Below are 22,788 nucleotides of genomic sequence, written 5' to 3'. Positions count from 1 at the left end.
CTAAGAAGTGAAGTGTTGTTATACAGCGTCATTGCGAGCAATCTTTGATTGCGTGGCAATCCATAAAAAATAATAAACTGGATTGCTGCGTCAATTATTTCATAATTTCCTCGCAATGACGAAAAATCAAATACAACAAAATCATCACAATCCGTGATTTCTTTTTTTGAGGTGTTCAGGTTTTGGAGGAACAGGCGGTTTTTTTGCCTGAGCCTTTTTAACCTCTGACGGCAATGCCTGATTATTTAATCTATTTAACTCTTTTGAAATTTGTTTTAACTGTTCTTGTACTTCTATCTTTAGAGGAGTATGAGAATTTTTAATTTCACTATTTATTATTTTTTCTATTCTTTTAAGATTTTCTTTAGAAATGGAATATGATTTTATACCTATATAATTAATCATCTTTGACCACCAAGCTTGTCTTTTATGTAATCCTACATCTACTAAATCATTTTTCTTGAATGTTAATATATAATTAGAAACTCCTTCTAAAGATTTAGATAAATGCCTTTTTATTTCTCCTCGTCTCTTATCTTCAATATTTACCTTTTTGTCTTTCTCTAATGTTGTTATTGCTTTTTCAATTATTGAAGATATTTTAGTCTCTTTTCCTTCATTTGCTTTATTTTCTAAATCTTCTTTGGTATTAAAATGTGTATTGGTTCCTATTTTAGCATCTACTAATTGTTTAACATACTTACCGTTAGGATCTTGTATTTTTCGCTCTATCTCAGTCGATTTTAAACCTAATTTTGTATATATCTCTGATTCTCGAAAAAGTGGAGCATATAATAAAAAATTAATACTTTGTGCTATTCTACTATCTATTGAATCTTTAGAATCTCTTTGGGGATAAAATTTTTCTTGTAAAATACGATAATAATCTAATATTTCCTGTGTTATATCTTTTACATCAAGAGATTGTAATTCTCCTTTAGCATTAAATTTTGCTTTCATACCTGAGCGTTTTGCTTCCAATAATAATATTTCTTGAAAAACTTTATTATTAGGAGTACGACAAACGAAATTAGGATCATTATCCGGCATTAATTCATCTGCATTTTTCATTATTGTTTGATTGAGTTTATGTAATTGCTCTTTATTAAGCTTTTTATCTAAAAAACTTATAAAAGCTTCCCTTTGTTTTTGCTTACTTGCAGTACTAAAAGCCTGCTGCATCTTTTGCAAAACACCAAAATCAAAATTTTCGCTATCTATTTCTTTGATAACTAAATTTGCTAGATTTTTTGTTTCAGTATTCACTGTTTCTTTTTTATTTTTTGTAGCCATATTTAGTATTAATCTAACCTATAATTATTTAAATATTAATTATAGGTTAAATTAATTTCTAGATATTTTTGCTATATTTATAATCAAAACTTTAAGACAGTATCTCGAAAGTCATACTAAACCTTCGCTATTTCCCAAAATTTCTATTGATTCTATTGTCTCATTATTTGATTGACTATACATTACTAAATCTAAAATATTTGAAGCTACTAAATTATTAATATAAACACCCTTTACATCATTTAATACATAATCAACCACTAATAATTTAGCATCAGCAGAAGCTCCGTATAATGCTTTTTTTTCCTCAAATACTTTTTTAAATGTATCTAATTTAAGTAATTCTTCACCTACAGCCCTTTCTCTAATATCTCTACTCACCAATAAACACATTATGCTTCGTGCTAAACTATTTTTAACATAATAATTTTCTAAAGCCTCTTCACTTGTGTTACCTAATTTTTTTAAATCTTCTTTGTATAATTCATATACTTTCTCTCGAAATTCATCGTCTCTAAATTTTTTCAAATAAAAATTATTAATTAATAGCTTATAAAGTTCAAGTACCATACTAGAAAAAGTAATTGTTACCTTTCCTTTTTTATCAATTGCTACAGTAAACTTGTTTCCTTTTGCTTCTAAATAGATTAGATCTCGAAATATACTATCCTCTTTTGTTCTACGCAGTAAAAAAGCTGAGTCTTTAGAATCAACTAAATCTAAAGCATGTCCCATTATTTTTCCATTAAGCTCATGTAACCTATTGTTAGGTACCATCGCTTCTGCCTCTGCTAGAAAAGATTTTTTATCATCTGCTTTTAATTTTCTTAAATTTTCTAGAACTTCTAAAGTTATTTCTCCTTGTTGAATTTTTTTAACTAACTCAGAATAATTGCTAAATTCTACTTCTTGATTTTCGCACCCTGACCCAGAATAGATATGGGGTGCTACTTCTTTTCTTTGATCTAATACAGAATATTTTTCTTCAATTTCTTTAGGTGTACTAATACAAGAGATTATAATTTTTTTTAGCTTCATATAATTTATTCCTTAAATTAAAAAGGCATATTATATTTAGTTCAAAAATATTAACAAGTACTTTTATTGAGGGGATGATGTAACAATGCTTTTTTTAGATGATTAGTTTGAAGATGAGTATATATTTGGGTTGTAGATATATCGGCATGACCAAGTAGCTCTTGAATAACTCTTAAGTCTGCTCCGCCCTCGAGCAAATGACTTGCAAAGCTATGACGCAATATATGCGGAGAAATATGCTCAGGGTTAAGCCCTGCATAAAGAGCAGCAGATTTTAACAGAATCGCAAAATTTTGCCTAGTCATATAACCGGCAATAGCTGATGAGGGAAATAAGTAAATTAGATTTTTTGGTTTTGCTTTATTCACAAAAACATCTCTAATTGCAAGATATTTAACAATACTGATAACGGCCTGCTCATTTATTACTATGACTCTTTCCTTATTACCTTTGCCAAGCACAGAAAATACTTTCTTCACCTCTCCTGACATTTTATTAGTCAAAATATCAGCAAGCTTAAGACTAACCAGCTCTGAGACCCTAAGACCGCTAGCATAAAGCAAATGAATCATCGCATTAAGCCTGATCCCTTCCGGCGTAGCATCTTGGGAGCAATATTCAAGTAGCGATTTAATTTGATCTATAGACAATATTTCAGGAAGCTTATTTTGATATTTCGGTAAATCTACGTTAAGAACCGGATTAAAAGCAGTATGATTTTCGCTAATTAAAAATTCATAATAACTTTTTATAGTTGATATTTTTCGATTGATGGAACGAGCTTGTAAATCATTACCCGCTAAATACTCAATCCAATTTCTGATATTTTCTGTGGTGATATTTAATTCGGATAATTTCTGTTTAGCAAGATAATTTTGAAAGTCAAATAAGTCCCGCTTATAGCTAAATATAGAATTTTTTGACAACGCTCTTTCGGCTAAAAGCATTTCTAGGAATTGCGAAATAAATTCCATAAGATTTTTTAATTTCTATAATGGAGGCCAGGGTCGGAATCGAACCGACGAATAGAGGATTTGCAGTCCACGGCATTACCACTTTGCTACCCAGCCTGAAATGTTTATCATACAGTAAAAGTATTGTCGTAGGGCTCTTCCTTATTGTCATCCCGCGACTTGATCGCGGGATGACAAATAGAACAATGATACTAACAACATCCATCCAAAAAAGCAACTATTTTTATACTACACTCCTAATCCTTGCAGGATATTTAAACGATTTATCTTTCATAAAATTCAAGAACTGGCTAACGGAATCTACTATATCGTCATTTTTAATATGAGGCAAATTTAGCAATTCCTTTAAAATTATGCTTGATTGTTTAGGTATTAAAACGTTACTTGATTAAAATCAAGGAACTACCGAAGCAAACCTTGTAACTTTATTAAGCCTCGGCTTAATACCGATCACTCAATATTATCGCCTAAAAACCCTATATCTTGAATCAATTGTTGACCGCTTGCTTTATCTTCGATTAATATAAATCTTGGTTGATATTCTTTGGCTAATTTTTCCGTTATATTTTTCAACTCAGGATAGTTAATCTTTTTCCGCACTAATGATACTAAATAATATCTCTGATCTAAAATTCCCCATATAGTGCAAACACTATAATCGGAATCTTCAGAAATTTTAATTGCCGTATCCCAACTTTGCACAAAATAATCAAATCTTGAAGGTAGATTTTCATAAAAACTAACATCTTCCATATTAAGCAACGATGACCCCATAGCTATCGGTTCTTGCAAATATTGGGCATTATAATTATAGCTACCTATATTTCCTGCTCTAATTTTGCTAAGCAATCAGAAGGTTCTTTATAGCTGTCTAATACTTCACCGCTAAGATATTGATATTCTTTATCTCTATTATTAGTTGTTAATTTAAAGGAGTAATCTTGAATGCTAATCGCCGGAATTTTTAAATGATGCCATAAATTGCTATTATTAAGTAGATAAACGGATAAATCATCTGTATGAAGACGCTGCATAACTAAAACTATAGCACCGCGATTACGATTATTTAGCCTACTAACAAAAGTTTGCTCAAACCAATCTATAACTTTCTTACGTATTTTATAAGAGTAAATTTGCGTAGGATTATGAGGATCATCGATAATAAGTATATCACCGCCCTCACCTGTTGCCGATCCTCCAACCGATGTTGTAAATCTAAAGCCGTTAGCAGTCGTTAAAAATTTACTTTTTTGATTATGGGTTTTACTAAGGATAGTATTCGGAAAAAGTTCCTTATACCAATCGGAATTTAAAATAAACCGACAATCTAGCGAATGCTTAATGCTTAATATCTGTGAATAGCTAGCAGCCATAATTCTTTTGGTAGGATTAGCTTCAAGTAAATAAGCAGGCCAAGCAACGCTAACACAGATAGATTTTAAACTCCTTGGCGGTATATTAATTATTAAACGATTAATATCACCGCTTTGCACGGCATTTAAATAATCGGTAATTATTCTTATATGTTTACTTGGATAGTATTCAAGCCCAGGATTAATAGTATTAAATACCTTAAATTATAAAGCTATGAAAATCCTGCCGTAAAATAGAATTTAAGAGTTCTTTAGAGTGGATCATGTTTGGTTTAATTGTCATTCCCTCATCTTTTTATGTCATTCCCGCTTTTGCGGGAATGACATAACTAAATAGCACATTACCACAAATCTTAGTTGCGATTAATGCTCTATAGTATATAATTTTGAAAAATAATATGTTTATTTATGCAATTACTAAGAATTATTTTTATCATTACTATATGCATTAATTTTCCTATATTCGCAGAAAATTTAGAATCGGTTACTACAACTGAAGATATTGAAAATGACGTATTTATCCCTCTTGATGAAAATCATCCTGTTTTAAATCCAAACGATAATATTAATAATAGTTCTGAATTTAAGAATTATGCAAACGGTAAAATTATTGCTCTAAATAAAATTACTGCCACTTCCGAAGACATTAATTTTAAAGTTGGAGCAGAAAAATATTTCGGTAATATAAAAATCAAATTACACAAATGTATAAAAAACCTTGATCCGTATAATGAAGATAATTATTTGTTGATGACCATAACGGAATATAAGATTGATGAAGATCCTAATTTACTTTTTCAAGGATGGATGACCTCTTCAAGCATTTCATTTTCAACGTTTGAACACCCAATTTACGAAATTTTTGCTAAAGATTGTTTTTAGATGCAATATTTAATTTCAAGTTTAATATTTTTAATTCCTAGCTTTGGGATGCTTGCCGGCTTATCAGCCGCAGCTCTAGTGACAATTTTTTTGCTGAGTATTGTTATACGAAATACCCTACCACAAATGTCTATGTCATTCCCACGTAGGCGGGCATCCAGTAACAATGTCATACCGTGGCGGGGCCACAGTATGACACTATTATTCGCCGGCTGGTGTTTAATATCTTGTTTATTTGCAATTCACCCCATTAATAGTTTAGCTACTTTTACTCAAGTTTTTATAATCTTATTCCTTGGCTTTGCAGTTAGTAATTCCTCTCCCTTTCAAAATCGCTTACAGCTCAAAAAAGCCTTAATATCTGGAATTCTCGTAGCAATATTATTATTCTTCATCGAATATTCTTCTCATGGTTTTTTAACTAAAATATTCAAAGCTAGTTTTGGCTTATATATGTTAGATCGGGGCTGTGCTTTACTTTCAATTACTGCTTGGGCTACTATTATAATTTTACTCTCTAGCGGTAAAAGAAGACATGCATTAATGCTATATATATTAGTACTTTATTTACTTAAGTCGTCTGATAGTTTAGCAAGTTTTTTAGGATTCAGTATAGGCGGAATAATATTTATTTTAGCGAGATTTATAAAGCCGATATTTTTCAAATTAATCGCAATAAGTTTCATTACCGGCTCGTTACTATTCCCTGTTATAGCTAAACAAATAGAGCCGCAATATTTATCTGAAAAATATTTAACAACTCAAGCATCGGCTGCTCATCGTTTATTTATTTGGCATTTCGTCGCAAACAAAATCATTGAAAAGCCGATTTTAGGCTATGGCTTTGCTTCTTCTAAATATATCGAAGTCAAAGATAGTGAAATGATCGATTATAAAGGAGAAAAATGGCATCCTTTGCCGCTTCATCCTCATAATAATATATTACACATTACTCTTGAACTTGGTATAATAGGGCTAATATTATTTTTAAGCTTAATCTATAAATACTTAAAACAAATTGATAATATAAAGAATAATAATTTTAGAGCAGCTTCTTATGCATGCTTTATAAATTATTATATTATAGGGATGATTTCATATAATATTTGGCAAATATGGTGGATATCAAGCGGTATTTGGGTACTAGTTTTAATGAAGTTACTAGTTAAACCTGATATTGTCGTTGATAATTAATAATATTTGGTATAGATATAGAAGTAAGAGTTTGATGTCATTCCCGCGAAAGCGGGAATCCATAATAAATAGTCTAATAATAATAGTAGTACATATTTGAAAAAAATAAGCATATAAAAACAAGTTTTTTATATGCTTTACTGGATTCCCGCTTTTAGCTAAGAATGACATAAACAATGTCTAGAATTACATAATAAAAACATATGCTACAAAACTCAGAATTTTTACAGGAATATCTACCGATTGCTATATTTTTCGGTATTGCGGTATTGGTTTCCGGTTTAATAATGATTCTACCTAACCTCTTATCGACAAAGAAATATAATAAAGATAAGCTAGAGCCTTATGAGTGCGGTTTCGAGCCTTTTAGCGATGCAAGATCAAAATTTGACATACGTTTTTACTTAGTTGCAATTTTATTTATTATCTTTGACCTTGAAATCGCATTTTTAGTACCTTGGGCTATTAGCCTTAATACGATAAGTAAAATAGGCTTTTTCTCAATGATGTTTTTCTTATTCGTACTTATTATCGGGTTCATATATGAATGGAAAAAAGGAGCATTAGATTGGTAGTAATATGAAAAATAGTTTTTATCAGGAAGACGAGCTACTTAACAATAAACTCTTAAATCGGGGATTCTTACTCGCTAAAGTTGATGATGTTATAGGCTGGGCGAGAGCTAATTCCTTATGGCCAATGACTTTTGGGCTTGCTTGTTGTGCGGTGGAAATGATGCAGGCAGCAGCAAGTAGGTATGATATGGATCGCTTCGGTATGCTGTTTAGACCAAGCCCAAGACAGTCCGACCTTATGATAGTTGCAGGCACGCTCACTAATAAAATGGCACCGGCTCTACGTAAAGTATATGATCAAATGGCCGAACCTAAATGGGTGCTTTCAATGGGTAGCTGTGCTAACGGCGGTGGGTATTACCATTTTTCCTATTCGGTAGTACGCGGCTGCGATAGAATCGTACCGGTTGACGTATATGTCCCCGGCTGCCCTCCTACTGCCGAAGCATTAATTTACGGGCTGATGCAGTTACAGAAAAAAATTAAACGCACTACAGGTTTTAAGTATGACGCTAGACAAACTCATTGAAAAACTTGCTGCTAAATCTAGCATACTGATAACCCATGTTACGGTTAAGGGCTATTTAGCTTACAACGTCGAGCCGAATTTTTTATTACCGTTTTTAAAAGCTTTAAAAGAATCGGAAGAATTACGTTTTACTGTACTTACTGATTTATTTGGAGCTGATTTTCCTGAAAGAGACAAAAGATTTGAAGTAGTATATAATTTACTAAGCCTAAAATTAAATAAGCGTCTTATAATAAAAGTAGATATATCTGAAAAAGAAAGCATACCTTCAGCAATGAATATATTTAATGCTGCTTGCTGGTATGAGCGTGAAGTTTATGATATGTACGGAGTAAATTTTGACGGAAATGACGATAAAAGACGAATACTAACCGATTATGAATTTGAGGGGCATCCGTTACGTAAAGATTTTCCGTTAACCGGTTATACGCAAGTTAAATATGATGAAAAATTAAAGAAAGTAGCTTATGAGCCGGTCGATTTAGACATAGAATATCGTGAGTTTGATTTTAGCTCTCACTGGCACAGCCCTACTTATGTTTTACCTGGGGATGAGCAGGCGAAGTAAAAGCAGTGTGGATACCAAATCGTCATTGCGAACGACTGAAAGGAGCACGGCAATCCAGGAAAAATTATGAAACCACCGACTGTATATATTATTGCTAATAAACGAAACGGTACTATTTACATAGGAGTAACTTCTAATCTTATCAAACGTATATATGAACACAAAAATAATACAACTAATGGGTTTAGTAAAAAATATGATTGTAAAATACTAGTATTTTATGAAATTCATGAAACTATGGATTCTACAATAACTAGAGAAAAACAAATTAAATCAGGCTCAAGAGCAAAAAAGCTTAATTTAATTGAGCAAACGAATGTAAATTGGAAAGATGTATATGATGAAATTATTTAACTGGATTGCCGCGTCGCCTACGGCTCCTCGCAATGACGGCTACTATGACTAACAACACCAAAACTATAACTCTAAATCTTGGTCCGCAGCATCCGGCAACTCACGGAGTTTTAAGATTAATCCTTGAAATGGACGGGGAAGTAGTAAATAATGCCGATCCTCATATAGGGTTACTACATAGAGGGACTGAAAAGCTTATTGAGCATAAAACATATTTGCAGGCTATACCTTATTTTGATCGCCTTGACTATGTTTCGCCAATGTGTCAAGAGCATGCATTTGCTTTAGCTGTCGAGTCATTATTAAAATGTGAAGTACCACGAAGAGCTCAATTTATCAGAGTATTATTTTCGGAATTAACAAGAATTTTGAACCATACTTTAAATATAGGTAGCCAAGCTTTAGATGTCGGGGCTACTACTCCTTTATTATGGCTATTTGAAGAACGTGAAAAAATCATGGAGTTTTACGAGCGTGTTTCCGGCTCTCGTATGCATTCAAACTACTTTAGGCTAGGTGGGGTTGCTGAAGATTTACCTGACGGTTTACTTGAGGACATAGATAAATTTATAGAGCAGTTTCCTCCTAAACTTCAGGATATTGAAAGCCTACTAAATGAAAATAGATTATGGAAACAACGTTTAGTAGATATCGGTGTTGTTTCGCAGAAAGAGGCGATGGAGTGGGGTTTTTCAGGACCTATGCTTAGAGGTTCGGGTATAGCTTGGGATTTACGTAAGTCAAACCCTTATGACGTATATGATGAAATAGACTTTGAAGTACCTATAGGTAAAAATGGTGATTGTTACGACAGGTATCTCGTCCGTATGCTTGAAATGTATGAATCAATCAAGATAATCAAGCAATGTATAGAAAAAATGCCGAAAGGTGCAGTTAAAACCAATGATCCTAAATTAACACCACCGACAAGGGCCAAAATGAAGGAATCTATGGAAGCGATGATTCATCACTTTAAGCTTTACACTGAAGGTTATGACGTTCCTGCAGGTGAAACCTATAAAGCCGTAGAAGCTCCTAAAGGCGAGTTCGGAGTATATTTATATTCAACCGGCAACAACCGACCTTATAGATGCCGAATTAAAGCCCCCGGCTTTGCTCATTTGCAAGGACTGGATTTTATGTCTAAAGGTCATTTAATGGCAGATGTTATTACTATTATAGCCACGCTTGATATTGTATTTGGAGAGATAGATAGGTGATTATTTTTAGGTGGTTGATGTCATTCCTGCAGTCTTTTATGTCATTCCTGCGAAAGCAGGAATCCAGTAAATAAAACTAAAAAATAAAAATGTATTGGGTATATATATTATGTTCTAATCGCAATGGCACTTTATATATTGGTATTACTAATAATATAATATGCTGTGCTTATGAACATAAACACAAAACAATAAAAGGTTTTACCTCAAAATATAATATTATAAAGCCTGTTTATACAGAAGAATTTACTGATATTAAAGAAGCACTTGCAAGAGAAAAAAACTTGAAAAAATGGAAGCGTAGTTGGAAAATAGAATTGATAGCAAAAACTAATCCTGAATGGAAAGATTTAATTGAATAATTTTCTGGATTCCTGCTTTCGCAGGAATGACATAAAAAAGCACAGAAATGACATAAGTGATATATGAATACAAAAATTACAAGTTTTATATTTGATAAGAAAAATTTAAATCTAGCAGAAGATATTGTAAAAAAATATCCGCCACATGGAAAAAGGAGTGCTATATTGCCGCTGCTTGATCTAGCACAGCGTCAAAACGGCGGCTGGCTATCTATCCCTGCTATCGAATATGTCGCAAATATGCTAGGAATGCCTTATATGCGTGCTTATGAAGTTGCAACTTTTTATACTATGTTTAATCTAAAGCCCGTCGGTAAATATCATATTCAAGTATGTACTACCACCCCTTGCTGGCTACGTGGTAGTAGCGATATCATGAAAACCTGCGAGAAAAAACTTGGTATAAAAGAAAAAGAAGTGACGAAAGATCAGAAATTTAGCTTAATTGAGATCGAATGTTTGGGAGCGTGTGTTAATGCACCGGTCGTACAAATCAATAATGATTATTATGAAGATCTAACTCAAGAAAAAATGGAAACTATTATAGATAAGCTGCAAAATGAGTAAAATACTTTTACTACTAATTAGGTTTTATCAATATTTCATTTCCCCGTTACTTGGCAATAATTGTCGCTTTCACCCTACTTGTTCAGAATATGCTAAAGAGGCTATAACATTACATGGTAGCCTAAAAGGATTATGGCTTGCTTTCAAAAGAATCATCAAATGCCAACCGTTCTATAACGGGACTTTATTGTATGATACAGAAGTTCGATGTCATTCCCGCGAAAGCGGGAATCCAGCAAATAATAAGGAACCAAAATAATTTTGTACTTTTAAAGATATAAGAGCCTAGATTCTCGCTTTTAGTTAGGAATGACATCGATATGCTTTGCTCTGGTCATAAATACAACGCTATACGTTCAACATCAATTTTTACTATATTATATATAATGAATCTAATCCCTTTATCCCGTGAATTCTTCTCAAGAGACACTAACTTAGTAAGCACTGAGTTAATCGGTAAGGTTCTATATTTCCAAGGTAAAACAGCTATCATTACCGAAACGGAAAGCTATATAGGGCAGGACGATCCTGCTTGCCATGCTGCAACAAGAGGTCGTACAAAAAGAACGGATGTAATGTTTGGTCCTGCGGGTTTTAGCTATGTTTATCTAATTTACGGAATGTATTATTGTTTAAATTGCGTAACCGAAACTGATGGTTTTCCTGCTGCAACGTTAATAAGAGGAGTACATGTTATTTCACCTGAGAACATATACTTAAACGGTCCGGGTAAATTATGTAAATATTTAGGAATTAATATATCTCATAATAAATGCGATCTTATCAATAACAACGAATTTTTTGTTGGCGATATCGGCTTAACGCTCCCCTACTCTACTACCGCCCGTATAGGTATTACCAAAGGCATGGATAAACTATGGCGTTATGTCGTTACAGATAGGACTAATTTAATCTCTCAATATAATTTCTAGCCTTAATAAGATCATATTGATTAACGGCGAAGGGACCTCGAAAAGGTTTGTCTAATATAAATAATAAAAAAAGCATTGATGATGAAGTAATACAAACTAAACCAACCGAAATCTTATGTAGATAAAGTTTAGTACCAAGCATACAGACAAAAATTAAATTAATAATAGTCATTATAAATATAACGATCCAATATTGGATATTCAAAGAAAATAGGACATTTTAACTCTATTATACCTCACGGTATAAAGCTCCTTTATCTCTTTAATTATTTCTTTTTTAATGAATATCTGCATTTACTCATTTACTTGATAAGCTTGAAGTCGCTTATTAATATCTTGAAGAAAACTCAGAGCTTCATGACCGATTTTCTTGCCGTCTTTCATTAATTGCCATGCACGCTGTACTATATCTTCCGTATAATTTTTAATATCTAGATAAATTTCAGGTCTCATTTCATGGGGAAGCCAACCTACACTATCTGCAAGCCTCATCAACACTATAGACTCGGCTGCCACCCCTCTTGTGCTTTATTAAAATTACCGAGTAAATAAATTAATACAAAACCTGTTGACACTGCATACATACTACCGACTACTCCCGATAAGAATCCTCCAAGGCTTCCAAGTTCTTCTTTTTGAAAATTATTAGGAATAATGTATTTCGTTAAATATAAACATCCCCAGCAAAAGCTCATTCAAATAATATTTATTATGAAAAATAAAACAATATTAGGAACGTTATAAATAAAATCAATTATATGATCAAACATAAGCATTGTAATTTTTATGTTATGTCATTCCCGCGGAGGCAGGAATCCAGTAAAATCTATAAAAAACTTGTTTTTTTAGATTTATTTTGTCAATTAATGTGCAATTTTTGCACCAATATTAAGATTATTTTTTCTGGATCCCCGCCTCCGCGGGAATGACATATACAACGTTCTAAATCTCTGTCTCTTCTAAGACCACCATAGAATCAGTAAGTTTAGTAATTTTTTCAATTTTTAACCGAGCTTCTTTTAGTTTTTTCTCACAATGATTCTTAAGTAAAATACCTCTTTCGAAGCTATTAACTGCCGTCTCTAGACTCTCTTGCCCGTTATCTATTTTTTTAACAATTTCCTCAAGCTCTTTTAAAGCTTCTTCAAAGCTAATATTTTCTTCTAAAATTTTTGTATTAGTCATTTATTTTTTATTCTTTAATGGGTTAACTGAATTAGTAGCTTCTTCTGTTTGTGTTTGTGGTATAAGTAATTTTTTTAGCTCACTACTATCTAAAGTCTTCTTAGGAGCAAAAATACTCCCTTGCATTTTTATATTAAGATGTGCCAAAGTATCTTTATCGGAACTCGTATTTGATGTATTTAACTTAACAAGCCTTGCCGGCACATAAAATGATAAAATACTAGATGCATCCATATCAAAATTATATATATTAATTGTAAAAGAGGCCGCACCGCTACTATATTGTGTTGCAAATTTTACTTTCTGTAAAAGAGCAATACCTTTTTGTAGTTCAATATCACCGCTTATACCTCTAATATTTTCTTGTCCTGTGGTTATAGCATTATTTATATCTTTATCTAAATTCTGTACCTTATAATCAGGTGTATTAATTTTTTCTATAAAAGAATCAATTGCAAAATTATTAATATCTATATTGTTTATAGCAAATTGTGATTTTGTAGTAAGGTTATATAGCTGGCTTTGAAGGGTGTTACCGTTAGTCCCTAAACTACCGCTTATACTTACTTCTCCGCTACTTGCAGTAAATATTTTAGGCATAAGAGCCGAAACTTTGTCTAAATCTATTGTATTTAAGGCATATACGCAATTTATAGAATAAGGCTCCAATAAAATATTGCCGCTACCTTGAAACTTACCGCCTAATAATTCTGCTTCAATATTATTAAATTGCAATAGATTATTATTATTTGCTATATAAAATTTAACATTTTTCAATATCAAATCATTTTGTGATAATGTTGACAACGTACCGGAAACTTGTAAGATAGCTTTATCTAAACTATAATCATTTACTAATTTATTTCTTAAATTAAGCATTCCTGCCGGCGATAATAAATCAGTAGTAAGATTACCGTCCTTAATTTCTACGGTTAAAGACGGTAATACACTCGATGCATCCAAGTGCCAGCTAGTTGATAAATAGCTGTTAGCGGTTTTAAAATCTAAATTACTAATTTTGATATTAGCCGGTACGATTTTAGCAAGCAAATTAACTTTGTCAAATATATGATCGTTATACTTAACGCTATCTATCAAAATATCTAAATTAGCTAAATATCCTATTGTTCTAATAGGAATAAATTTACTTGGATAATCTAGAGACTTCATATCTTTAGTTAAATTTTTTGTAAATTCGATAAGCGGCGAAATTATTGGACATGTTTGACTTCTTAAGTCAAGCGAAGATATATTAAGCGTAGCATCTAGACGAGGTGTTTGAGCAATAAATTTACTAGAAAAATTTCCTGATAAATTTAAATTATCCGTTTTAAGTAATAAATTTTTAAAAAATAAATCTATTAAAGTGAGTTTTAAATCTGACGATAAACTAAAAGGAATAACTTCTTTAATAGTAACGTCGTTAAATCCTAAAATATTCAGTAACGAATTTATATCGTTGTGCTTTAAATATAGCTGTCCATCGAACATACTTCTAACAGCATTCTGTGTTACACTACCTGTAAGCTTAAATTCCCCGCCTGACTTAATATTGCCTGAAAATTCATTTATCTTTAAAGTACCTTTTAATAAGTTAGAAGAAAAGACTATTTTTTCTAATGCTTCATTATTACTTAAAATTATTTCGTTAATTGTCACGTCTGCTTTAAGTAATTTATCGGCAAAAATAAATCTAATATTTGAAGGAGCAGTATTAAATGTTACCCCTGCATTTGGAGAAATTAACGAACTTAAATCTATTTTAGGAAAATCTAGTTGCACATTAGTAGTAATATTATCATTTTTAGCAATGTTAACAAATCCGTTACCGGTAATAAAAGACGATGCTATTACTATGTCTTTTAGCTCTATTTCATCTTCATTATTTGAAATATTAAATTTAACGTTTACTGCCTCATTTTGATTAAATTTATTAAAAAGATGGTTTAAATCCGGTAATATACTATACATTACCGACGCTAAATTTTTAATCTGATATTCACCGCTACCGCTAGTAAGCTTAAAATCTTTGTAAATTTGCGATAACTTAAAACCATAATCATTATTATCAATATTAAGACTAAAATCTACTGTATCGTCATGTTTATTAATTGAACCTGAAATTTTACCTATATAGTTACTTGTAGTTTTAAATATGTAATTAGACGATAAAGCATTTTCTTTTTTTAATATACAATTATCAAAATTTAAAATAGAATAGTCTTGTTTATTAATAATACTTAGATTAGCAACATTTAGATTTATATTTTGTAATTTATATTTAAAGAAATTCTTTATTAACTCTTCATGATTATAAATATTTAATACATTAGAATTTGAATAAAATTTAGCATCTAATATGTCTATTTTATTAATTTTAGGATTAAATTTTATAAGCGACCACAACGAAAAATGAATTTTAATCTGCTCTAAATCTAGCTTTCCTTCTGCCCTTATCAACTCAATAATTAAATAGGGCAAAGGAAATTTATTCATCTTTATTTTTCCGATATTTTCCTTCGCAATTCCTAAATGACTAGTAAGATTATTAGTAACCGAATTATAATTAACAAAAGATAATGCACCAAAAATTATAAATAACAATAATGAGAAACAAATTATGATGCCGGCAGCTATTTTTTTTATCATGTCTGTAAAAAAGTTTTTAAATATATTATTATATATAACTATCAAAATTTAAAGGTAAATTAATGAATTCTTTAGAAAATTTAATTTTAGTCGGTGTAATAAAATCATGTCACGGAATTAAAGGTCATGTAATTTTAAAATCTTTTACCGTCCCTACTACAAAAATACTTGAAAGAAATTTAGTAAATGAATCAGGAGAAAATATAAATATTAAGCTAATTAGCCAAAATGCCAAAGGGGAATTAATTTGCACATTTAATGATATAGCTACTCGAAATGAAGCTGAAAATTTAAAAGGTTATAAACTATTTTGCTTAAGAGCAAGTTTACCGGAACTAGAAGAAGATGAATTTTATATAGCGGATTTAAATCATCTACCGATATTAGACCAAGATCATAAAGAAGTAGGCAAAATTAAAAATATTCTTAACTTTGGTGCCGGTGATATAATTGAAATAGAATTTTTAGACCAAACAACTGAATTATTACCTTTCAATAAAGAATTTTTCCCTGTTATAACTAAAAATTATGTGATTTTAAATTATCAAAAGAGAAGTTTGAACAATTTACTTTAATTTTTCAATCTCTTATTTTTGGAGTTCTTCAATTTCTTTTTTTGTAAAACCGGTAAATTCAACAATTTCATCTCAAGGCTTATTTTTTGTTAGCATCTTTTTAACTAGTATTATTTTTTTCTTTTCTTCTACCTTTCTCGATGCCTTGTTGCTCCCAATGATATACAATACTTCCCATAATTTCTTCTCCTTCTTCAGGGTTTAAATGTAATTTAAGTATTTTTTCTATTATATCATTTTGACTAATTTTGGTCAAAGTATAGTATAAAATTAGCTCTATATAATCAATGCCGATATTAACCTCGGCAAACTTAGGTAAAAGGTCAGCTATCTCATGCCATCTTTTTAATAAATCACGCTCATTTATATATTTCATAAAAAATTGTAAAATTCCAGACCAAGCATTTTCTTTCAATTTTTGATCAGATATATCATGCGCGTTTATAAGGTGATAATCATTAATCCAAGTATTTTTTACAAGTTCACTATGATCAAACAACTCCCATAAATTTCGAGGAGCATTATATTTTTGTATACCGTTTAAAATACTAACGGATATACAAAAGGAAATTTCCTATTTTTTGTTATTTTCATATAATATTCAGCAATATTTAACATATACTTAAACAAGCGAAAAGTCATATAATGATCAGGTTTACTTTGATGTTCTAATAATAAAAATAAGTAACCGTCTTCACCGTCAAATTTAGCAGAAAATAAAATATCCGATATAGACTTCTTAAGGTTAGGTTCTATAAAACTATCCTTTTCCATTTGAAGAGTTTCAAACGAGAGTAAATCTTTGATATGAGGCGGTAAATGCATCTGAAAAAACTCTCTAGCGACGAAAGGATTTTCAAATGCACTACGTACAATCTCGTCATACCTAAATTTATTAGACATAAATATTATTGATATTCAAAACTATAAATACATCAATAAAATAATTATTTCAATTAAAAATTGAGTAAATTATATGAATTTGACAATTAAGCCTTAAATACTATAATCAATATATGTATATAAATAGAAGGTTAAGCTCTATGCCTAAAGCTTTAAAATACTCACTTATTATATTTATAAGCATAATATTGTTATTAATTGTTATTCCTTTCTTTATTCCTTTAAATAATTATAAAGGAGTAATAATAGATAAAGTCAAAGAGGCTACAAATAGAGATTTAACTATTAACGGCGATATAAAATTATCTTTATTACCGAATCCCGCAATATCACTATCAGAAATTAAATTATCATCAATAGACGGCACAAAGGAACCTCATCTAGTTTCCGTTGAAAGTGCTAAAGCGTCATTGCGGCTTTTTTCTCTTTTTAGAGGAGCAATTGAAGTCGCTTCTATAGAACTGCAAAAACCTATTATAAATCTAGAAGTTTTGAATAACGGACAAAAAAATTGGCAATTTGCTACACCTAATAATAACCCTAAAATAAATAATGTCAGCTCTGCAGAATCTACTAATACTAAAACTGAGTTAGAACTTCCTATTTTGATTAGTCATTTTAAAATTATAGACGGCAAAGTAATATATATAGAAAAAAATAATGAGAAAATATTTAACGATATTAACTTAGATACTAAAATTAAAAGCCTTAAAGGACCTATAGATTTCACTTTAGCTTTAAAGGCTTTGGAACAGCAGATTAATATAGACGGAAATATTGCAGAAATCGGGAAAATAATTACGTTAAGTGCCGATATTAATCTTGCCAGTGAAAAAATTAAAATTGAAGGAAAATTTGATAGCGAAAATAATTCTTTTATAGGTAACGCAAATATTAAAGGCAATACTAAAACTTTAGGTATACCGGCTGACTTACAACATGACTATGAGCTAACTACGGCAATTACTGCCGATAGTAAAAACATAGCTATTAAAGATACAAGACTTACTTATACAAATATAGAATTATTAGCAAATACAAATTATGATATAGAGCGTAATAACCTAAAATCAAATATTATTATAAATCCAGGTAACATTATAACCGAGATTAGCTCTAATTTAGATAAGACAAATATTCTGCTACAAGCAGATAGTGTAAAACCTATACTTGATGCTCTAAAGCTAAAGACCGATAAATTACCTCCTATTATTAACCAAAAACTTATACTTACTTCTAGTGTAGTGTATAATTCCCAAGCAATAAAACTGAAAAATATTAATTTATCGGCTGCAAATAGTAATCTAACCGGAGATATTGAGCTTAAAAACTTAGCACAAGATATAACTATTTCCCACAATCTAAAAATTAATAATTTTGAGTCGTTTATGACTTTACTTGGAGTAAATAATCTAAATCGTATTGGAGTATTCCAGCTAAACGGGGAAGTGCAAAAAGTTAAAGATACTTTCCGTATCAATAATAAAATATCTGCTTTTAATACTAATATGTCTATTAAAGGCGATATTAATTTAGCAGCTCAGAAGCCAAATTTTAACCTTAATTTATATAGTCCATTAGTTAATTTGGAGAAAATTATTTCAAGCAATAGCCCTACTGCTACTCCAAATAAAACTAATAGTCCTGCTACTCAAAATATACCGACCCCTAAAAATAATTCTCCTTGGTCAAATAATCCTATTAACTTAGGATTTTTAAATGAAATTGCAGGACAAATATCTGCGAGTATTGATAAATTAACTAACGACTCATTAATCATAAATAATTTAAAAACAAAATTAAATATCACCGGCGATAAGCTAAATATTACTTCAGTTAATGCGAGTATTTACGGCGGTGAACTTAATAGCACAGGTTTTGTAAATTCAGGAAAAGATCAAAATATTGCAATTAAAATCGATTTAAAAAATGCCTATCTCAAAAATTTAACTCCACAATCGGGTAAAATAAAAATAACTGATGGGCGACTAAGCTTTAAAGCCGATCTTAACTCTAGCGGTAATAGTGTTTATACATATGTTAATAATCTAAACGGACAATTTAACGTAAATAGCGATAACGGGAAAATAAGCGGATTTGATTTAAACAGAATTGCAGATGCGGTAAATAATGCTAAAAATACCGAAGGAGTATTGCGACTTATTAACAGCTCCTTTAGCGGTGGTTCTACATCTTTTAAAAATTTAATTGCAAGCGGAAATATAACACAAGGCAAGCTTAAGTTAAACGAATGCAGTTTAGATGCTTCACCTGCCAAAGCAAATGCAAGCGGTCAAATTAACTTACCGCAATATATGATGGATATTAGTGCAAGCGTTACTATTTCTGATTTACCGCCTATAGCCGTTAAATTATACGGATTTATAAACAACCCGCAGCATAAGCTAGATATTCAGGCTCTTCAGACATATTTAGTCACAAATGTTTTTAATAGCGTTATTAAAGACTTAAAAAGCGGAGAGAAGAAACCTGAAAATATTATTAAAGATGCTTTAGGCCTCAGAAAGAAAAAGGATTCAAATGTAGAGGAACAAAGCAATACTAAGCCGGAAAACCAACAAGCAGATCCTGTAAATAAGCTTCTACAAAAAGGATTGAAGAAACTGTTTTGATACAGTTATTCCTGCAGCAAACCTAATGGATACACATCCTTTGTTGCATCAGTATCCAATACCAAACTAGCTATGTTTTTAGGAAAATCTTGAATTGCTTCCGTAATTTTTGCTGCTTCTTCATTACAATTCACCTTTTTCAACAAAATAATAAGGTCTTCATATAATGATTTGCTATTTGGATTTAACCCGATAACTCTTTTGATAGAGGCAACTGCTTCTTCCGGCTTTATGCTATCTAACCTAATGAAAAGCTCTTCATGATAGTATGCTCTCTTTGGATCTAGTTCAATAGCTTTCTTTAATGATTTAATCGCATTATCTTGTTGTTTTTCCATTAAAATAGAACTTAAGCTATGAAAAACTTCAGCTTCTCTATTGTTATACTTCTCAGTTTTACTATAAGTTTCGATAAAATTTGAAAGTTCTTCAGGATCAATTTCAACGAATTTTCGTAGATTGTCTTTTTCCTCTTGATATTGATATCTGTTATGTAAATTGACACATTGTTTAAATAGCTCCGCAATTTCATCTTTAGGTCGGGTAGAAACCATAACATTTACTCCATATTTTAATTAAATTAGTTCCATGCTATGGTAACCCCCACAGAACCGTGCTTGCGATTTTCCCGCACACGGCTCCTCAATGAAACATTTACTATAAAGCTAGAATTAATACATTGCATTACATATCCTCGGTGTTGGTAGTGGATTCCACTGTAGATAATTTTGATACTCTTTGACATTCATACTCTTTTTCTGACTGCGACGATTTATCCACTTGAATACTATCCAAAAGATCGACTTATAAAATTTATAGAGACAGCGATAATTACCACTCACTCCAAAATAATTATAATGGCCCGTTAATTTAGATTTAAGTACTGGCCACCATGCTTTAAGACACAATTTATTACGTATATTCTTTAACCATTCCTTAGTTTCCTTAAGCTTCTGACAAAGATTCTCCTTACTCGTCTTATGACCCATAACGAAATACCCTTGTCTACTCTTACCGCAATAATGCGTAAACCCAAGAAAGGTAAAAGTTTCTACTTTTTCTTTACTTCCCTGAGCATGTTTCCAAACTTTTCGTCCAAATTTAAGAACTCTAGTCTTATCTTCTGATACCTGTAGACCAAACTTTTCTAACCTTACATGTAGCAGATCTAGAAAATTCTTTGCATCTTTCTCACTTTCACAACATACTACAAAGTCATCACAGTAGCGTATTAGCTCCATGTGTCCTTTTGCTTGTGATTTAACTTTCTTAAACCATAAGTCTAGTACATAATGAAGATAGATGTTTGCAAGTAATGGACTAATCACTCCTCCTTGAGGAGTGCCTACCTCCGTTACTAACTGCTTTCCATCCTCAACTACTCCAGCTTTTAAGAATTTTCTTACTAACCACAATAAATTACGATCAACAATTTTCTCCTCTAAGCAACGTTGTAGCCAATAGTGATTAACATTATCAAAGAACCCTTTAATATCTACTTCCACAATGTAATTAATTGGCTTAGTCATAACCGTTTTGTGTAATGCTCTTATTGCATCGTGACAGCTTAACTTAGGTCTGAATCCATAAGACATATCCAAAAACTCAGCTTCATAAATCTGTTCTAAGATTTGCTTTAGCATAATTTGAACTAACTTATCTTCAACTGATGGTATACCAAGGCCACGCTTCTCATTCTTACCAGCTTTTGGGATATATACCCTCTTTACTGGTTTAGGACGATATTGCTTCAACTTTATCGATTCCACTAATTGATTAAGCCTATCTTCTAGATTAATACCGTATGCTTCCACTGTCTCACCATCAATCCCACAAGCTTTATTACGCTTGAGCACTTGATAGCATTCTGCAAGATTAGCCTCATTAACATGATGTATTAATGATGTGAATTTTAGCCTTTTATCTTGCTTCGCTCTTTTAGCTATTTGATTGAGTTTAACCTGCATCACTATAATAACCTCAGCGTGTTATCTTGAACGGTACTCAACCAAGCTTTCCATTGCTGACCGCTTCCCCATGTACATAGCTTTCCTATACTCCGAGTACTATCAGTCAGTCCGACTTCTTCTGTATCATTTGTCAGTTCTTGCCTATTTTGACTTGTCCCAACATACTCTTTCGAGAATACAGAAGATCTCCCAAGTTTACGTAAACTCCATCTCATACCATGCCACCGGACTCCGACCCCGATAGAGTGAGTTGTGACTTACCATTACGTCACCCTTCATGCTGCCTTCCGCACTATGAAAAACGTCGGCCTCTATAATGTTGGATATTTCGGGGCTCAACACCTTCACTTGCGTTGCAGCCTGGTATGTCGCTTCTACTGGCTTCATCACATTTGTCGCCTCCTGTAATGCAATAGTTGCTTCTATGCTGTTGGTTAGACTTTGCATAGGTGGGATTTTCACCAACTGATTTTTACGCACTTTCCTTGGCGCACTCATATTTTTCCCCACCTTTATAATTAGCATAACGTCTACTTCTAGTAAAACCCATCTGTAAATATTTGCTTGCCATATCAGCTCCAACAAAATCATTATCCTCTAAGTATTTTAAAAAAATTTCATATATTTTTTCACTACTTTCTTTAGCAATTTCAGAAGTTTTAAACTTCCAATAAGGCAAAATTTCATTTTTATATGGTTGACAAATTAATACTCCCTGCTCACCTTTACCTACTCTATAAGCTTCAGGGCATTTACGATAATCAATATCATTTTTCCATTTATAATTTTTATTATCAAAATTTAGATAGCTTGGTTTCTCCATAACTTATGATATATTTTTGTAATTAATAATTTATAACTACAATTTCAATGCAAGTAAATAAATCTGGAGTTTGTAAAGTTAAGAAAGTATTTTTAATAAAATTAAATTTAAAATCGTATAATTAAGAAAATAGTACAAAATACGAAAACTTGGCACGTACGTCCTAATGGGAGATCAGCCGATTACATA

At 31.4% G+C, this 22,788-nt stretch carries 26 protein-coding genes, 1 tRNA gene and 1 pseudogene; 13 read left to right on the top strand and 15 right to left on the bottom strand.

Translation table 11 applies throughout. From position 1 onward, the window contains the following. Positions 1–144: 144 nt before the first annotated feature. The 6 genes from ACIAS7_RS05010 to ACIAS7_RS04985 all read right to left on the bottom strand — a co-directional run bounded on the left by ACIAS7_RS05010 (position 145) and on the right by ACIAS7_RS04985 (position 4,798). Positions 145–1,293: a DUF5410 family protein gene (locus tag ACIAS7_RS05010; protein ID WP_473198466.1), complete on the bottom strand. Its 1,149-nt coding sequence runs from the start codon at positions 1,291–1,293 to the stop codon at positions 145–147. 111 nt (positions 1,294–1,404) lie between these two features. Beyond that, positions 1,405–2,331 carry an SrfG family effector protein gene (srfG, locus tag ACIAS7_RS05005; protein WP_473198465.1) on the bottom strand — a complete coding sequence of 309 codons (927 nt, stop codon included), beginning with the start codon at positions 2,329–2,331 and terminating at the stop codon, positions 1,405–1,407. 50 nt (positions 2,332–2,381) lie between these two features. Further along, a complete protein-coding gene (gene xerD / locus ACIAS7_RS05000; protein ID WP_473198464.1) occupies positions 2,382–3,305 on the bottom strand; it encodes a site-specific tyrosine recombinase XerD in 924 nt (307 codons plus the stop codon). 21 nt (positions 3,306–3,326) lie between these two features. Then, positions 3,327–3,401: transfer RNA gene (locus ACIAS7_RS04995), tRNA-Cys, on the bottom strand. A 354-nt stretch (positions 3,402–3,755) separates the two neighbouring features. Continuing rightward, positions 3,756–4,154, bottom strand: coding sequence for a phage terminase large subunit family protein (locus ACIAS7_RS04990; protein WP_473198463.1), 399 nt, complete (start codon positions 4,152–4,154; stop codon positions 3,756–3,758). Next, positions 4,124–4,798, bottom strand: coding sequence for a terminase large subunit domain-containing protein (locus ACIAS7_RS04985; RefSeq protein WP_473198462.1), 675 nt, complete (start codon positions 4,796–4,798; stop codon positions 4,124–4,126). Before ACIAS7_RS04985 ends, ACIAS7_RS04990 begins: the two co-directional genes overlap by 31 nt. A gap of 288 nt (positions 4,799–5,086) precedes the next feature. On the opposite strand from ACIAS7_RS04985, the gene ACIAS7_RS04980 reads away from it, so the two are divergent. From ACIAS7_RS04980 to ACIAS7_RS04930, 11 genes are all read left to right on the top strand, one after another. After that, entirely contained in the window at positions 5,087–5,560 is a 474-nt protein-coding gene (locus tag ACIAS7_RS04980) for a DUF2155 domain-containing protein (RefSeq protein ID WP_473198461.1), read from the top strand. Beyond that, the gene (locus ACIAS7_RS04975) at positions 5,561–6,754 is read left to right on the top strand and encodes an O-antigen ligase family protein (RefSeq protein WP_473198460.1); all 1,194 of its coding nucleotides are present in this window, start codon (positions 5,561–5,563) and stop codon (positions 6,752–6,754) included. It abuts the gene before it with no gap. 203 nt (positions 6,755–6,957) lie between these two features. Beyond that, positions 6,958–7,329, top strand: coding sequence for an NADH-quinone oxidoreductase subunit A (locus ACIAS7_RS04970; RefSeq protein WP_473198459.1), 372 nt, complete (start codon positions 6,958–6,960; stop codon positions 7,327–7,329). A gap of 4 nt (positions 7,330–7,333) precedes the next feature. Continuing rightward, the gene (locus tag ACIAS7_RS04965) at positions 7,334–7,858 is read left to right on the top strand and encodes a NuoB/complex I 20 kDa subunit family protein (protein WP_473198458.1); all 525 of its coding nucleotides are present in this window, start codon (positions 7,334–7,336) and stop codon (positions 7,856–7,858) included. Beyond that, positions 7,836–8,426, top strand: coding sequence for an NADH-quinone oxidoreductase subunit C (locus tag ACIAS7_RS04960; protein WP_473198457.1), 591 nt, complete (start codon positions 7,836–7,838; stop codon positions 8,424–8,426). The genes ACIAS7_RS04965 and ACIAS7_RS04960 overlap by 23 nt, the downstream gene beginning before the upstream one ends. 66 nt (positions 8,427–8,492) lie before the next feature. Beyond that, positions 8,493–8,780 carry a GIY-YIG nuclease family protein gene (locus ACIAS7_RS04955; RefSeq protein ID WP_473198456.1) on the top strand — a complete coding sequence of 96 codons (288 nt, stop codon included), beginning with the start codon at positions 8,493–8,495 and terminating at the stop codon, positions 8,778–8,780. Positions 8,781–8,824: 44 nt separating this feature from the next. Then, positions 8,825–10,000, top strand: a complete 1,176-nt coding sequence (gene nuoD / locus ACIAS7_RS04950; RefSeq protein ID WP_473198455.1) for an NADH dehydrogenase (quinone) subunit D — start codon at positions 8,825–8,827, stop codon at positions 9,998–10,000. Between the two features lie 89 nt (positions 10,001–10,089). Then, positions 10,090–10,362 carry a GIY-YIG nuclease family protein gene (locus ACIAS7_RS04945; protein WP_473198454.1) on the top strand — a complete coding sequence of 91 codons (273 nt, stop codon included), beginning with the start codon at positions 10,090–10,092 and terminating at the stop codon, positions 10,360–10,362. 63 nt (positions 10,363–10,425) lie between these two features. Then, positions 10,426–10,929 carry an NADH-quinone oxidoreductase subunit NuoE gene (gene nuoE, locus ACIAS7_RS04940; RefSeq protein ID WP_473198453.1) on the top strand — a complete coding sequence of 168 codons (504 nt, stop codon included), beginning with the start codon at positions 10,426–10,428 and terminating at the stop codon, positions 10,927–10,929. Continuing rightward, positions 10,922–11,188, top strand: a complete 267-nt coding sequence (gene yidD / locus ACIAS7_RS04935; RefSeq protein WP_473198452.1) for a membrane protein insertion efficiency factor YidD — start codon at positions 10,922–10,924, stop codon at positions 11,186–11,188. Before nuoE ends, yidD begins: the two co-directional genes overlap by 8 nt. A 127-nt stretch (positions 11,189–11,315) precedes the next feature. Next, the gene (locus ACIAS7_RS04930) at positions 11,316–11,861 is read left to right on the top strand and encodes a DNA-3-methyladenine glycosylase (RefSeq protein WP_473198451.1); all 546 of its coding nucleotides are present in this window, start codon (positions 11,316–11,318) and stop codon (positions 11,859–11,861) included. A 294-nt stretch (positions 11,862–12,155) separates the two neighbouring features. Here ACIAS7_RS04930 and ACIAS7_RS04925 read toward each other — a convergent pair whose 3' ends face one another. The 4 genes from ACIAS7_RS04925 to ACIAS7_RS04910 all read right to left on the bottom strand — a co-directional run bounded on the left by ACIAS7_RS04925 (position 12,156) and on the right by ACIAS7_RS04910 (position 15,695). Further along, the gene (locus ACIAS7_RS04925; protein ID WP_473198450.1) at positions 12,156–12,377 is read right to left on the bottom strand and encodes a hypothetical protein; all 222 of its coding nucleotides are present in this window, start codon (positions 12,375–12,377) and stop codon (positions 12,156–12,158) included. Further along, on the bottom strand, positions 12,359–12,556 hold the full coding sequence (locus tag ACIAS7_RS04920; RefSeq protein ID WP_473198449.1) for a hypothetical protein: 198 nt from the start codon (positions 12,554–12,556) through the stop codon (positions 12,359–12,361). The genes ACIAS7_RS04925 and ACIAS7_RS04920 overlap by 19 nt, the downstream gene beginning before the upstream one ends. Positions 12,557–12,803: 247 nt before the next feature. Continuing rightward, entirely contained in the window at positions 12,804–13,046 is a 243-nt protein-coding gene (locus ACIAS7_RS04915; RefSeq protein ID WP_473198448.1) for an exodeoxyribonuclease VII small subunit, read from the bottom strand. Further along, positions 13,047–15,695, bottom strand: a complete 2,649-nt coding sequence (locus ACIAS7_RS04910) for an exodeoxyribonuclease 7 small subunit (protein ID WP_473198447.1) — start codon at positions 15,693–15,695, stop codon at positions 13,047–13,049. It lies immediately after the preceding gene. Positions 15,696–15,757: 62 nt separating this feature from the next. Here ACIAS7_RS04910 and rimM point away from each other — a divergent pair, with 62 nt between their 5' ends. Next, positions 15,758–16,270 (top strand): ribosome maturation factor RimM, encoded by a 513-nt coding sequence (gene rimM / locus ACIAS7_RS04905; protein ID WP_473198446.1) that lies wholly within the window; start codon positions 15,758–15,760, stop codon positions 16,268–16,270. Positions 16,271–16,370: 100 nt separating this feature from the next. On the opposite strand, the pseudogene ACIAS7_RS04900 reads toward rimM, so the two are convergent. Beyond that, positions 16,371–17,095: pseudogene (locus ACIAS7_RS04900) on the bottom strand (Rpn family recombination-promoting nuclease/putative transposase). A gap of 218 nt (positions 17,096–17,313) precedes the next feature. Between ACIAS7_RS04900 and ACIAS7_RS04895 the strand changes: the two are divergent. Further along, positions 17,314–19,806, top strand: a complete 2,493-nt coding sequence (locus tag ACIAS7_RS04895; RefSeq protein ID WP_473199421.1) for an AsmA family protein — start codon at positions 17,314–17,316, stop codon at positions 19,804–19,806. Positions 19,807–19,811: 5 nt separating this feature from the next. Here the strand turns inward: ACIAS7_RS04895 and ACIAS7_RS04890 are convergent, their stop codons facing one another. The 4 genes from ACIAS7_RS04890 to ACIAS7_RS04875 all read right to left on the bottom strand — a co-directional run bounded on the left by ACIAS7_RS04890 (position 19,812) and on the right by ACIAS7_RS04875 (position 22,599). Further along, positions 19,812–20,360 (bottom strand): hypothetical protein, encoded by a 549-nt coding sequence (locus tag ACIAS7_RS04890; RefSeq protein WP_473198445.1) that lies wholly within the window; start codon positions 20,358–20,360, stop codon positions 19,812–19,814. Positions 20,361–20,477: 117 nt separating this feature from the next. Further along, positions 20,478–21,773: a group II intron reverse transcriptase/maturase gene (ltrA, locus tag ACIAS7_RS04885; protein WP_473198444.1), complete on the bottom strand. Its 1,296-nt coding sequence runs from the start codon at positions 21,771–21,773 to the stop codon at positions 20,478–20,480. Between the two features lie 2 nt (positions 21,774–21,775). After that, entirely contained in the window at positions 21,776–21,991 is a 216-nt protein-coding gene (locus tag ACIAS7_RS04880; RefSeq protein ID WP_473198443.1) for a hypothetical protein, read from the bottom strand. Positions 21,992–22,248: 257 nt separating this feature from the next. Next, on the bottom strand, positions 22,249–22,599 hold the full coding sequence (locus ACIAS7_RS04875) for a DUF4385 family protein (protein WP_473198442.1): 351 nt from the start codon (positions 22,597–22,599) through the stop codon (positions 22,249–22,251). Positions 22,600–22,788: the final 189 nt, after the last annotated feature.

The sequence above is a fragment of the Rickettsia sp. 109562A South Dakota genome (assembly GCF_055791265.1).
Note: the sequence above shows the minus strand (reverse complement) of the source record. Positions and strands in the feature narration are given on the sequence as shown.

What these genes read in the sequence shown, in the direction of transcription:
- ACIAS7_RS05010 (WP_473198466.1), bottom strand. Translation starts at nt 1,293, where the DNA reads ATGGCTACAAAAAATAAAAAAGAAACAGTGAATACTGAAACAAAAAAT.
- srfG (WP_473198465.1), bottom strand. Translation starts at nt 2,331, where the DNA reads ATGAAGCTAAAAAAAATTATAATCTCTTGTATTAGTACACCTAAAGAA.
- xerD (WP_473198464.1), bottom strand. Translation starts at nt 3,305, where the DNA reads ATGGAATTTATTTCGCAATTCCTAGAAATGCTTTTAGCCGAAAGAGCG.
- ACIAS7_RS04980 (WP_473198461.1), top strand. Translation starts at nt 5,087, where the DNA reads ATGCAATTACTAAGAATTATTTTTATCATTACTATATGCATTAATTTT.
- ACIAS7_RS04975 (WP_473198460.1), top strand. Translation starts at nt 5,561, where the DNA reads ATGCAATATTTAATTTCAAGTTTAATATTTTTAATTCCTAGCTTTGGG.
- ACIAS7_RS04970 (WP_473198459.1), top strand. Translation starts at nt 6,958, where the DNA reads ATGCTACAAAACTCAGAATTTTTACAGGAATATCTACCGATTGCTATA.
- ACIAS7_RS04965 (WP_473198458.1), top strand. Translation starts at nt 7,334, where the DNA reads ATGAAAAATAGTTTTTATCAGGAAGACGAGCTACTTAACAATAAACTC.
- ACIAS7_RS04960 (WP_473198457.1), top strand. Translation starts at nt 7,836, where the DNA reads ATGACGCTAGACAAACTCATTGAAAAACTTGCTGCTAAATCTAGCATA.
- ACIAS7_RS04955 (WP_473198456.1), top strand. Translation starts at nt 8,493, where the DNA reads ATGAAACCACCGACTGTATATATTATTGCTAATAAACGAAACGGTACT.
- nuoD (WP_473198455.1), top strand. Translation starts at nt 8,825, where the DNA reads ATGACTAACAACACCAAAACTATAACTCTAAATCTTGGTCCGCAGCAT.
- ACIAS7_RS04945 (WP_473198454.1), top strand. Translation starts at nt 10,090, where the DNA reads ATGTATTGGGTATATATATTATGTTCTAATCGCAATGGCACTTTATAT.
- nuoE (WP_473198453.1), top strand. Translation starts at nt 10,426, where the DNA reads ATGAATACAAAAATTACAAGTTTTATATTTGATAAGAAAAATTTAAAT.
- yidD (WP_473198452.1), top strand. Translation starts at nt 10,922, where the DNA reads ATGAGTAAAATACTTTTACTACTAATTAGGTTTTATCAATATTTCATT.
- ACIAS7_RS04930 (WP_473198451.1), top strand. Translation starts at nt 11,316, where the DNA reads ATGAATCTAATCCCTTTATCCCGTGAATTCTTCTCAAGAGACACTAAC.
- ACIAS7_RS04920 (WP_473198449.1), bottom strand. Translation starts at nt 12,556, where the DNA reads ATGAGCTTTTGCTGGGGATGTTTATATTTAACGAAATACATTATTCCT.
- ACIAS7_RS04915 (WP_473198448.1), bottom strand. Translation starts at nt 13,046, where the DNA reads ATGACTAATACAAAAATTTTAGAAGAAAATATTAGCTTTGAAGAAGCT.
- ACIAS7_RS04910 (WP_473198447.1), bottom strand. Translation starts at nt 15,695, where the DNA reads ATGATAAAAAAAATAGCTGCCGGCATCATAATTTGTTTCTCATTATTG.
- rimM (WP_473198446.1), top strand. Translation starts at nt 15,758, where the DNA reads ATGAATTCTTTAGAAAATTTAATTTTAGTCGGTGTAATAAAATCATGT.
- ACIAS7_RS04895 (WP_473199421.1), top strand. Translation starts at nt 17,314, where the DNA reads ATGCCTAAAGCTTTAAAATACTCACTTATTATATTTATAAGCATAATA.
- ACIAS7_RS04890 (WP_473198445.1), bottom strand. Translation starts at nt 20,360, where the DNA reads ATGGTTTCTACCCGACCTAAAGATGAAATTGCGGAGCTATTTAAACAA.
- ltrA (WP_473198444.1), bottom strand. Translation starts at nt 21,773, where the DNA reads ATGCAGGTTAAACTCAATCAAATAGCTAAAAGAGCGAAGCAAGATAAA.
- ACIAS7_RS04880 (WP_473198443.1), bottom strand. Translation starts at nt 21,991, where the DNA reads ATGAGATGGAGTTTACGTAAACTTGGGAGATCTTCTGTATTCTCGAAA.
- ACIAS7_RS04875 (WP_473198442.1), bottom strand. Translation starts at nt 22,599, where the DNA reads ATGGAGAAACCAAGCTATCTAAATTTTGATAATAAAAATTATAAATGG.